General features: G+C 52.5%; 9 protein-coding genes. 6 read left to right on the forward strand and 3 right to left on the reverse strand.

The genetic code is table 11. The features are described 5' to 3' along the window. Positions 1-100: 100 nt before the first annotated feature. Entirely contained in the window at positions 101-316 is a 216-nt protein-coding gene (locus LCH85_11955) for a hypothetical protein (protein ID MCA0352700.1), read from the reverse strand. A 444-nt stretch (positions 317-760) separates the two neighbouring features. On the opposite strand from LCH85_11955, the gene LCH85_11960 reads away from it, so the two are divergent. From LCH85_11960 to LCH85_11980, 5 genes are all read left to right on the forward strand, one after another. Then, the gene (locus LCH85_11960; protein ID MCA0352701.1) at positions 761-1,264 is read left to right on the forward strand and encodes a hypothetical protein; all 504 of its coding nucleotides are present in this window, start codon (positions 761-763) and stop codon (positions 1,262-1,264) included. Continuing rightward, complete coding sequence (locus LCH85_11965) at positions 1,239-2,276, forward strand: C40 family peptidase (GenBank protein ID MCA0352702.1); 1,038 nt, start codon at positions 1,239-1,241, stop codon at positions 2,274-2,276. Before LCH85_11960 ends, LCH85_11965 begins: the two co-directional genes overlap by 26 nt. A 2-nt stretch (positions 2,277-2,278) precedes the next feature. Next, complete coding sequence (locus tag LCH85_11970) at positions 2,279-3,316, forward strand: dipeptide epimerase (protein ID MCA0352703.1); 1,038 nt, start codon at positions 2,279-2,281, stop codon at positions 3,314-3,316. A gap of 138 nt (positions 3,317-3,454) precedes the next feature. Further along, positions 3,455-5,260, forward strand: coding sequence for an aldehyde:ferredoxin oxidoreductase (locus tag LCH85_11975; protein ID MCA0352704.1), 1,806 nt, complete (start codon positions 3,455-3,457; stop codon positions 5,258-5,260). A 55-nt stretch (positions 5,261-5,315) separates the two neighbouring features. Next, on the forward strand, positions 5,316-6,257 hold the full coding sequence (locus tag LCH85_11980; protein ID MCA0352705.1) for a PrsW family intramembrane metalloprotease: 942 nt from the start codon (positions 5,316-5,318) through the stop codon (positions 6,255-6,257). Here LCH85_11980 and LCH85_11985 read toward each other — a convergent pair. Then, complete coding sequence (locus LCH85_11985; protein ID MCA0352706.1) at positions 6,254-7,219, reverse strand: metallophosphoesterase; 966 nt, start codon at positions 7,217-7,219, stop codon at positions 6,254-6,256. The two genes, LCH85_11980 and LCH85_11985, sit on opposite strands and share 4 nt — an antisense overlap. Positions 7,220-7,452: 233 nt before the next feature. Between LCH85_11985 and LCH85_11990 the strand changes: the two genes are divergently transcribed. Then, positions 7,453-9,240 carry a S8 family peptidase gene (locus LCH85_11990; GenBank protein ID MCA0352707.1) on the forward strand — a complete coding sequence of 596 codons (1,788 nt, stop codon included), beginning with the start codon at positions 7,453-7,455 and terminating at the stop codon, positions 9,238-9,240. 132 nt (positions 9,241-9,372) lie between these two features. Here LCH85_11990 and LCH85_11995 read toward each other — a convergent pair whose 3' ends face one another. Beyond that, the gene (locus LCH85_11995; GenBank protein ID MCA0352708.1) at positions 9,373-11,787 is read right to left on the reverse strand and encodes a hypothetical protein; all 2,415 of its coding nucleotides are present in this window, start codon (positions 11,785-11,787) and stop codon (positions 9,373-9,375) included. Positions 11,788-11,839: the final 52 nt, after the last annotated feature.

The raw sequence follows: 11,839 nt of genomic DNA on the forward strand, positions 1-11,839 counted from the left end.
ACTCCATCCAAGGGTTGCACGAACTGGTCAATTGCTACGAGCAATTCCATGATATGCGATAGATGGGATCGATCAACTCTCTCTCTTCATTGAGGAGGATTTATCGACGTTTGCTGGCGTGGTCGTCGCTAACGTGTAATTCCAAGCGCCGAAAGCCTAGTTGGTCGAAGGCCAGATCCACCAAGCGGCCAATGCGGCTGGTTTGATCTTGATCTGGTTCGTGGGGCAACTCGGCATAAGCCCGTTTCATCGAGTTGGGCTTGGGCTTGGGCTTTTCTACACACAGGACGGTTCCATCGCGGTCGAGCATTAACACTAGGAGCCTCCTAAACAAACGTAATAGACCATGAGTATCTTGCTTGAAAGAATGCTCACGGCCCATCATAGAAAGGCAGGTCCACAGCCGTAGAAAACAAGAGCCGTGAGCGTTGTTAGAATCACGCCCACGGCCCTCGGTGCTTATTAGCGAATCGCTTTAGGAGAGAAGCACGAGGTAGATGGGCGCATGGGTGCCTGCATCACTTGCAGTGCGCACTGGATTGTTGATCAAGTTGATCATCATGCAGCCTCCATCTAAGAAAATAGCAGAATTGATTTCGAACAGGCCTAGAATAGCATAGCCGCTTGCAGGCCGTCAAGTAGTGATTACTCAGTCTTTAGTCGGATTATCGAACTAGGACTCTTGGTGGAGTGGGGGATCGTTCGGATTGCCCAAAAATATGGTAGCATACCCATTAATCACGATCTCAAAGGATACCCCATGGATCATTGGCAAACCTTACACATGGCAACTCGCCTAGGGGTGCTTGATGCCCCCTACCCACTACGCTACCTGAGTATCGACGATGGAGTTGATTTGGGTCGCTTGGTGCATGCCGCCGCCGTGCCACTGCCAAATGAGCCAACGCCCACGCTTTCGGCCACAATCGATTGGGCCTTTGCGGCCTTGCAAGGCGAGTATGGTCGTTTATTGGATGCTTGCTCATTTGCGATCGAAACCCGCAGCGGTTTGCTCGGCGCAATTGTGGTGGTCAAACAGGCCAGCACGGTTAAGATTTTGCAATTGGCGGTAGCTCAAGCGTTTCAAAACCAACAATTTGAGCCAGTGCTGCTGAGTGCGGCACTGAATGCCCTAGCCCAAGCACGTTATCCACAAGTTCAGGTAGCCGTTTTAGCCAATAGTTCACAAGCCCACTTTTTCACCACTCAAGGTTTCATGCTAGCAGAGGACGTGAACGATGCATCCACTTCAAACCACGATTGATCAGTATGCAGCCCAATTTGATCGTCGGCGCATGACGATTTTAGCTGCCCACGTCGAAGAAGACAATGGAACGGTGCTCCGTGGTCGGGTGTTGGATCGCAGCCAGCATGCGGCGTTGTTGGCCTTATTACCAAATGTGCGCGATGAATTAATCGTGCTGCGCGAACAGCCTGAGCATGGCTTTGCAACAGTTGCTTTTGGCGTATTAGATGTGCGCTGGCAGGCCACCCGCGATTCAGAATTGGTGACTGAGGCCAGTTTTGGCGAAGGCTTAGAGGTGCTGGCCCACGATCATGAATGGTTGCAGGTAATTACCAGCGATGGTTATTTGGGCTGGGTACGGCGCAATGGTGTCGTGCTACACGAGCAGCCAAGCACCTATCGGAGTGCTGCAACTCACGTTGTAACCAGCCGTTGGTTGCCATTGTGGGGGTTAGAGGGCGACCAAATTGGCTTATTGCCATGGGGCATTCGGCTCGAAATCGATGAATTTCGTGATGGCAAAGCCTTTATGCGCTCACCTGCGGGCGTGCCAGGTTGGCTTGAAGCCGATTCATTAACGCCGGTTGAAGATTTATGCTCGGTTGATAGCGCTGGCATCGAGGATATGTTGCAGGCAATTCGCCAATTGATTGGTGTGCCCTATTTGTGGGGTGGCACGACCAGTTTTGGCTTTGATTGCTCAGGTTTGGCTCAGGCCGCTTATCGTTGGTTGGGCGTGCAATTACCACGCGACGCTGATCAGCAATCGCAAATCGGTCATTTAATCAGCCGTGAGCAGGTTGCAGCTGGCGATTTGCTGTTTTGGGGCGTGCTGCGCAACATCGAAGATTATCGCCACGAACGGATTAACCATGTTTCGATAGCGCTTGACAACGAGTGGATGATTCATGCAAATCAACGCAATTGGAGCATCTCGCTTGATCGGATTGATGAAGTGCACGAGCAAGTCTATCAAGCGCAAGGTAACCCAGGTTTGGTGGTAATTCGGCGGATTCGTGAGGAGCAGTAGCCATGGAATGGGCGATTTATCCGGTTGAACTACGCTTGCGCAACACGTTTCGGATTGCCCACGGAGCTAGCAATACCCGCCATAATGTGTTGTTGAATTTAGATGATGGCTGGGGCGAGGCCGCTGCTGTTGCTTATCACGGCGAAACTGCTGCTAAAATTCAGGCTTGGCTGGAACGGTATCGCGAAACAATCACCAGCAGCTATGATCCAGCGGCAATTCATTGGCTCTTGGCCAAGCTCGATTTTGAGAGCCGTGCCGCCCGCGCTGCTGTCGATTTAGCCTTACATGATCGCTTAGGCCAACAACTTGGTGTGTCGTTGCGCCATCTTTTGGGCTTGAACGGCTTAGAACTCCCGCAAACCTCAGTTACCTTGCCAATTGAAGCGCCTGAAGCCTTGCGCCAACAAGCTTTGGCCGTAGCGCATTATCCAATTCTCAAGGTGAAGTTGGGCGGCCCTGCCGATTTAGCCAGCGTGGTTTTAATTCGCGAAGCCGCGCCCAATAGCCGCCTGCGGGTTGATGCCAATGCTGGTTGGAGCCGTGAAACCGCCGCCCAATTGATTCCGGCGTTGGCTGAATTGGGCGTGGAGTTGATTGAGCAACCGTTGGCAGTTGATGATTTATCAGGCTATGCTCAACTGAAATCTGCCAACTATGGCGTGCCAATTTTTGCCGACGAGCCGATTAAAACGGCGGCTGATGTGGCGCGTTGGGCCAGTGTGGTTGATGGCGTAAACCTCAAGTTGATGAAAACTGGCGGAATTGTCGGGGCGCTCGCAGCGATTGCCACCGCCAGAGCCCATGATTTACAAGTGATGCTTGGGTGTATGATTGAAAGTAGCATCGGGGTTTCAGCGGCCTGTGCTTTGGCCGGCTTGGCCGATTTCGTTGACCTTGATGGGCCATTATTGATCGCCAACGATCTGGCAACAGGATTGAACTTTGCAACCGCTACGATTCAGCCAGCAGCAACGCCAGGTTTAGGCGTGCAAATTGACTGGACAGCACTAAACAACGCCCGACTTGAAACACGCTAGCATGCAGCCTACAACGACTAGAGAAGCGGTTTTAGGCCAGTCCTGCGGTCGGGCTGATTAGCGTACAGGGTATGCGTTGCTAGACTTGTGTACCTACTGTACAATACCCATCGTAGTAGCTTCGGAAGGAGACCACGCATGGCGTTTATCGGGCGTGCGTTACGCATTAACCTCGACACAGCCAGTACTTCCACGTTTGACATCCCATCGCCAATTCGCGAGCTATATTTGGGTGGACGTGGGCTGACAGCGGGCTTGATGTATCATTTTGTTCCCCCCGATACAGCAGTTCGCTCTCCCGATAATCCGTTGCTGTTGGCTCCTGGGGTGTTGGCTGGCACTCCGGCCTATGCTACTGGCGGCTTTGTGGCTACCACTCGTTCGCCCTTGACAGGCAATTTGATTCATAGTTGGGCGGTTGGCGATTGGGGCGCGGCGCTCAAACGCGCTGGTTTTGATGCGGTTTGGGTGGTTGGTCAGGCAACTGCTTGGCTCTACGCCGTGATCGATAATGGCCAAGCTGAACTTTACCCCGCCAATCACCTCAATGGCCTTGATACCCAGCAAATTAACGATGCCCTGATGGCCGAGCACGGCGCTGATGCGCGAGTTTTGACGCTTGGTCAGGCTGGTGAAAAGATGCTGCCCTATGCGGCTTTGGTGGCCGAAGGTCGCTACTTGGCCGAGCCTGCTGGCACGGGCATGGTGATGGCCTTGAAACGGCTCAAAGCGATTGTGGTGCGCGGCACACGCATGGTCAAGCCTGCTGATACCGCCAACTTTCTCTCATCGTTTAAGCCAATTACCGAGCGCATCGACCGCGACCCATTGGCAACCGCGATTCGCGATTATGGCTCAAGCTACTATGTTGATTTGGCCGCCAACCACGGGGCGATCACCGGACGCAATGGCCAAGATCCTGAGCCAAGCGTGATGCCAACCACTGGCGATTATGCTGGCGAAATTTATGATCGTGGTTGCCCGCGCTGCCCACTGCCCTGCTACCATGATTTTGCTGCGACCAACCAGCCCCGCCCTGAAATTGAGGCGATTGTCGGGTTTGGGGCACGCTGCGGTTTGCAATCAGCAGCAGCAATTATCGAAGCCAACCAACGCTGCCTGCGCTATGGCCTTGATCCCAATGCAACCGCCAATGCAATTGCCTTTTTGATGGAATGTCGCCAGCGCGAATTGACCCGCCAATATGATTTGCAATGGGGCGATGAAGCGGCGATTTTGGCGGCGATCGATGCGATTGCCACCAAACAAGGCATTGGGGGCTTGCTCTCGTTGGGCGTATACGAGATGAGCCAAGTCTTTTATGGCAGCGATCAATTTGCCCCGCTGGCCAATAATTTGACGATCAGCCCACTTGACCCACGCGCTGCCCAAGGTTGGGCCTTGCACTTGGCGACCAGTTCAATTGGCGGCGATGCGCGAGGAGCCATGCCTTGGTACGAGTGGCTTGATACGATTCCCCAATGGCTCAAAGGCAACGACGACCATCAACCAAGCGTGGTCAATGGCAAGCCTGAACGCCTAATTTGGCATGAACGCTTTGTCGCTGGCCTCGATAGCGCTGGAATTTGTCGGCGCTTGGCGGCCTTGGCCTACCAAATTACCCCCAAAGAGCTGGCGACAATTCTGAGTGCCGATATTGGCAAGAGCGTTTCGCCGACCGATTTAGCCAAAGTTGGCGAACGAATTATCACCGTCGAGCGGCTGCTGGCCTTGCAATGGGGCCATAGCGACGACCTCAGCACCCGCTGGCAACAACAACCATTAACCAGCGGTATTGCCGCCAATCAAATTCCCACCCTTGACACACTGCTAACGAAATATTATGCTCTGCATGGATGGGACAGTGATGGGATTCCCACAAATGCCCGTCTCGCTGAGCTAAGTATTCCCGAACCCGATTCCCGACCATGGGTGACGGAGTAGGTCATACCGTATTGATGGCCAGGCTGAGCGCCGCAATCAATCAACGAGAAAATCAATGTGGCTTGCAATTGTTTTGACGGTATTGCCAACGCTGCTGTACGTGACCTTTTTGTGGTGGCTTGATCGCTATGAAAAAGAACCATGGCCGCTGCTGTTAGCAGTGTTTGTATGGGGTGCGGTGCCTGCCGTGGCCCTCGCGTTGTTGGCTGAATTGCCCAATACTGCTTCAACTTTAGGCTTTGACCGTGGCAGCCAACCAGTTTGGTATGCTCCGTTGGTCGAAGAACCACTCAAAGCCTTGGCATTGTTTGGCATTTATATGTTCTTTCGCTATGAGTTCGATGGCGTGCTCGATGGCATTATTTATGGCGCACTGATTGGTTTTGGCTTTGCTATGACCGAAAATGCGATTTATTTTGCTAGTCGTGGCGGCTCGATTACTTCATTACTGTGGCTGCGCGTGGTGCTATTTGGCTTTAATCATGCGTTCTACACCAGCATCATTGGGGTGGCGTTGGGCATGATTCGCTATGAGCGCCGCCGTTGGGTGGTAGTTGTGATGCAGCCATTGAGCCTGATTTTGGCTGTCGTGTTCCACGCATTGCACAATATGACAATTAGCTATCGCTTTCCTGGTGTGTTGATCGCTTGGTTGATCAGCAGCGGTGGCGTGTTAATTGTGGTGTTGGTGGCAATCATCGCCTGGCGTAAAGAGCGCTATTGGATCGACCTAGAATTGGTCGAGGAAATTCGTTGTGGATTTATCGACCAAGCGACCTACCAAACCGTGCGTTCAACCCGCCGTCGGGTGCAAAGCCAATGGGAAGCACTCTTTCGCGGCGGCTGGCGAGCACTGCAAACGGTGCGTACTCGCCATCATTTACTTACCGAGTTGGCATTTTTGAAATATCAGCTGCGAATCGGCGATGTGCATTGCCGTCCCGCCGATTTATACCCACTGCGCCGCCGAATTCTCGAAGTTCACGAAGATTTTTAGGCTGCCATCAGGGTCAATAAGCCTACTTCGGGCGTTGCCCCAAAGCGAATTGGCAAACCCGCCAAACCTCGACTGACATACAACCCACATTGGCCGATGCGAAATTGGCCGTGTGGGTATTTTTCGCCCCAACGTGGCACAACCAACGGCCCCAACCATGGTGCATTGATATGGCCAGCATGAGCATGGCCCGAAAGTTGTAAGGCTACCTGCTGCTCAGCCGCGATGTCGGCAAAATCGGGGCCATGGGCTAGCAATACCACTGGTGCTGCTGGAGCATTGTGCAACGCCTGCGCTAAATCAGCATCGGCCTGCCATGGGTCGGCTACTCCAGCGATCACAATTGATTGATCATGCCATTGCACCAGCCGATGTTGATTGATCAACACCTCTACGCCAACCTTTTTGAGCGTGCGGGCAATCAGTTGCGGGTCGTCCCAATAATCGTGGTTGCCAAGGCAGGCGTACACGCCCAAGGGTGCGGCAATTCCCGTCAGCATCTGTTTCAATGTGCCAACATCGCTTGGGCGATTAACAAAATCGCCAGTTAATAAAATAATTTCAGGTTGCCAAGCTTTGATCATGTTGAGCGCTTGGCGCAACACGTGCTGGCTATAGTTTGGCCCAAGATGCAAATCGCTGAGATGGGCAATTTTGAAGCCGTTGAGGGCACTTGGCCAGCGGGGTAAGCGCAAGGTATGCCGTTCGACCGCTAAGCGCCAAATGTTGCCAACCCCAAGCCCACCCGCGGTAAGCCCCGCCGCCAGCAATGAACCAAGCATTGGCTTGGCCCAACGTGGTGGTTGGCTAGCAAATAAGGCTGTGGCACTACTCAGCCCTAACATCCCCAATATTCCACCAAGATATTGCCAGCGCCGCGAATAGACAACATGCGAGACATTTGGAATATCTTTGCTGCCACGTGGTACAGCGACTAAATCGGCAAAAGGATCGTCAATCATCAAAATTTCCTTATAGGCGTGTTGCTGGAATGTGAATCTGGCACGCTGTTGAAGTTATAGCACAGCGAGCTTAATGGTTGATGAAAAGCTACTACAAGCCTTGGCGATCTCCCCCATGGGCTAGTATAAGCTAGGACTAATGGCCATACATAACGTCGAATACTGGCATAGCCTATGATATAGCAGCCTCATTCCGCTCGAAACATCGCATGTATGCCAATTTTGGAGGCGCTATGGATAGAGAACATCGCAGAGGATTTTTTCGCAGTTTATTGCTGGCAAGCCTCTTGATAAGCTTGATTGGGATTGCACAGCCTGTTGCACCCAGCCAATCAATGTTGGTACAAGGGGCTGCGCTAAGCAACCAAGCCAAGGCAATTCAAGCAGTTGGTGGCACTGTGCAACGCCAATTTGCCCGCTTTGAAACCAGCGTGGCTCAATTAACCAAACCACAAATCGCCCAACTGCAAGCGCAAGGCCTGCGGGTTTTTGCCGATCAAGCGGTTGCTAGCTCAGCCCAAGTAGCGGTTGATCAGCCAATTGCTGTGCAGGCTGGACCCAAAAGTGCCACCCCATTGCAATATCCCTCGATTGTAACTGGCGCTGATGTGGTGCAACGCCGTGGCATCGATGGACGCGGCGTGACCGTGGCCGTGATCGATTCAGGTTTGCCAGCGATCGAACGACCTGAGCGGTGGCAGCGCATCGATAACACGACTGCGCGTTACAACCAAGGCAGCCGCTTTTTGATTTATAAAGACATGTTAGCAAGCAACCAAATTACGAATAGCAGCGACCCATATGGCCATGGAACCCATGTATTTGCCACTTTAGCCGATAATCGCGCTTTGCCAGCAGGCTATAGCGGAGCCAAAGTTGGGATTGCCCCAGGCGCGAATTATGTGGTGGTTCGGGCCTTAAATTCGCAGGGCCAAGCCTCGTATAGCACGATTATCGCGGCGATTGATTGGGTGATTGAGCATGCTGACGAATACAATATTCGGGTGCTGAATCTCTCGTTGCAAGCCGAAGTGATTGTGCCCTACTGGTATGATCCGCTGAATCAAGCGGTGATGCATGCTTGGAACGAGGGCATCACGGTGGTGGCAGCGGCTGGCAACACTGGTCCAAATCCCGCTACGATTATGGCCCCAGCCAACGTGCCCTATATCATCAGTGTGGGAGCAATTCGACCTGCAATCTACAACGACAATGCTAGCGATAGTTTAGCAGCCTATTCATCGGCTGGGCCAACCGAAAGTCGTTTTGTTAAACCCGATGTGGTGATTGCTGGCTCGCGGGTCATTGCACCCTTGCCTGCCGATAGTGTGTTAGCTAATTCTGGAGCCGCAGGCTTGGTTAGCGAACGCGCCAAACTCGAATGGGCTGATTTGAAAACCTCGCAACAACTTAATTACTATGCCTTGAGTGGTACATCGATGGCCGCCGCTGAGGTAAGTGGGATTGTCGCCTTGTTGTTGCAAGATGAGCCAAATTTGACCAATAACCAAATCAAGGCCCGTTTGACTGGCACAGCCCAGCTTGCCAGCTTAGCCGATGGTCAAGCCGCTTACAGCATGTGGCAACAAGGTGCTGGCAAAGTTGTGCCAACTGCGGTGATCGATGGCAGCAACACTGGCGCTGCCAACGCGGGCATGGATTTGCCGACCGACCTGATTGTGAGCAGCAATCCCGATGATACTAGCAACCACTATCAAGGCTCAACTGAGTATGATACGGCAACCAACACTTTTACTGATAGCACCACGACCTATAGCTCAACCCTTGCGACCAGCTACAGCACCTGGGCGGGGAGTTACAGCACCTGGGCTGGCAGTTATCTAACATGGGCAGGGAGCTACAGCACCTGGGCGGGGAGCTATAGTACTTGGGCTGGCAGTTATAGCACTTGGGCAGGGAGCTACAGCACCTGGGCTGGTAGTTATAGCACGTGGGCAGGCAATAACGCGGCTGCCAGTGGCACTACCAATGTCAACGCTGGAAGCCTCGTAAGCGACTAAATTTCAACCATTTCGAGCGGAGCGTGGGAGTAGCGATGCTTCCACGTTTTAGCATAACCACTATAGTTTGATAGCGATGTTCTCAGTGCCTAAACCCTGCGCCCAGCATTGTGGGCGCAGGGTTTTTGTGATTTACCAACTGACGACGACCGAACCAGTGGCTTTGGTCAGTCGCAGCTCAAGATAGCGACTTGGGCCGATTGTTCGTTCATGGCCAAATGATGGCAGGCCATTGATCGTTAAATTAACGTGTTGTGGAGCATCGTTAGGCAGCAACAATTGTAATGTGACTTGTTCACCGCTGCCGGTAAAATCTAGCTGAAAACCGCGTGCTTGGCGTTGCCAGCGATAGCTCACATAGCCTTGCGAAGCAGCATAGCGGGCGGTAACTTGGGCTTGTTGCACATCTGGCTCAACAATCCAACGTGGGCTGAGCATTGGTTGTTGATAGAGCGCACTTTGATCGGTCACCCCGGCTGCACCTTCAATTAGCGCTGCCAGCATTGCCGTGCTGCCCCAGCCATCAGTAGCAAGGGTATCCGGGCCGGAGATGCCAGGATTGCCGACCGGGTAATACCACAAATAGCTGCCGCCTTGAGCTTCGATCATTTGGGCATAGCGGCGCAGAATATCAAAGCCATAGGCTGGCTGGCCCCAGCGAAATGCGCCACGAGCCAGTTCGCCGCCAACCAGTGGCATCCGCCCACCATTAACATATTCGCCAGGCACGTTGCCCCAGCCTGGCAATGTGCCAAAACTCTCAGCAGGAAATGGCGGGTCGATGCTGAACCATTCTGAGGAGAGGTTGCTCGAATCAGCCACCCGTCGCTGATAGTATTCGTCGATAATTGCCAAGGCCTTGCTGGCTTCCATTCCATAGCGATTGAGCGCATACGAGTTGGAGAGCGACAGCTGGCGAGCCTCATCGAGTTCAGGAATATCAAAAGGCTGCTCTAAAACATTGTGGGTGTAGAATTTGCCGTTCCACGCAACCTCATTCAGCTGTGTGGTTAGTTGTTGCGAACGAACCAGCCATTGAGTAGCTTGGTCAAAATTGGCTTGGGTTAATTCAAGTTTGCTCAGCAAATATAAGCCATGGGCCATGCCTGTATTATCGCCGTGCATGATTCCAAAGCGGGTTTTTTCGTCGATCCAATGGCGTGGCGAGGTTTTGCCATCGGGGGCAATCGTCGGCCCACCATATTCAAAATCCCATGTGTCAATCGTATATGGGCGGCGAATCAATCGCAGGGTGGGATTCCAGCGCTGTGGATCGCTCAGGCTATAGTTGATGCCTCGTAGCATGGCTAGTTTTTGCTCAAGCATCCAGCTGGTATCGCCAGTGGCTTGCCAGGCTTGATGCACGCCCTGCACAAACAGATATTCTAAATCGGCCTCAACAGCGGTACGACCTTGGACTGGCGCACCGCCAAGGATTGCAAAATAGTCGTCGAAGGCTCCATTGGCTTTTTGCTCACGCCGAAAATAATCCAGCGTGCTGGTCATATCTTGCTCGAAATAGCGATAGCCCAAGCCTTGATGAACATGATCGCGCAGCCAAATCAGGTAGCTATCGGGCGAACGATAGCCGCGAATCGTGTAGCCTTGATATTGATAGATCGATAGGTCGTTGCGCAAAAAACTACGCACTTTGTTGGGCAGCGTATCGTAGGCCGCAACTCCAGTTTGAACGCTCGTCGTCGCCTCAAGTTGATAGATGCTGCTGGTGATCGCCGCCACCTTGCCATCAATCACCAAGACGGCGTAATGCTGGCCTAACGCACCTTGAGCGGTTAATACAAGATTTTGGCGTTGGCCTGTGAGATTAAGTGATTGGCTGGTTTCAAGTTGCCCAGCGCTATCAAAGATTCGTAGGCTGGCTGTACCACTATAGTTGCCTGCATCAATTTGAATTTCAAATTGGTCGAGTGGCTTGAGCGGCTGGCTTGGGCCAGTTAAATTGGCGCGAATTGGGCTGGCTTGACGTGTGCCATTCAGCAGCCAATCGGCTTGCCACCGCCCAAGTGGACTGAGCATAATTTGTTGGTTGGTGTTGATCAGCAATTGCTGCTCGAAGTATTGCATGGTTTGTTGCTGACCAGTTAATGGATTGGTCTCGCTGACCGTTTCAGTAATTGGATTGCCCAAACGACTGGCCTCGCCATTGGCTTGCCAATAGCGCCGAAACGGCTCGCAGATTGAGCGTTCGGTTGTTTCAACCCGCAAACACTGGTTAGTTGGCAGATGTTGGCGTTGGTTTTGCCAGGTTCGGCGACTGGCCTGAAATAGCTCTAGGCCAAGTTTGGCTGGCACAACTTGATTGTTGATCAAGTGCAAACGTTGGTTTTCAAAATATTGTACTAACTGACCATCGAACCACAACGCTTCGCTGATTGGTTGACCAAATAGTGCCGCAGCGCCATTCGCCTGCCAAAATTGTTGAAACTCGGCTTGTACCTGATACGTGGCCGCAACTGGGCTGGCATGGCTCGGCACGAAGCTTAATCCAATTAATAAACATCCTAACCAACAAAAAACTCGTCTCATCCATACCTTCCATGAATTTGCTGGCTACTGGCAACAACTACCAGTAGCCTTT

It is taken from the genome of Chloroflexota bacterium, from assembly GCA_020161265.1.
Classification (GTDB): Bacteria; Chloroflexota; Chloroflexia; order Chloroflexales; family Herpetosiphonaceae; genus Herpetosiphon.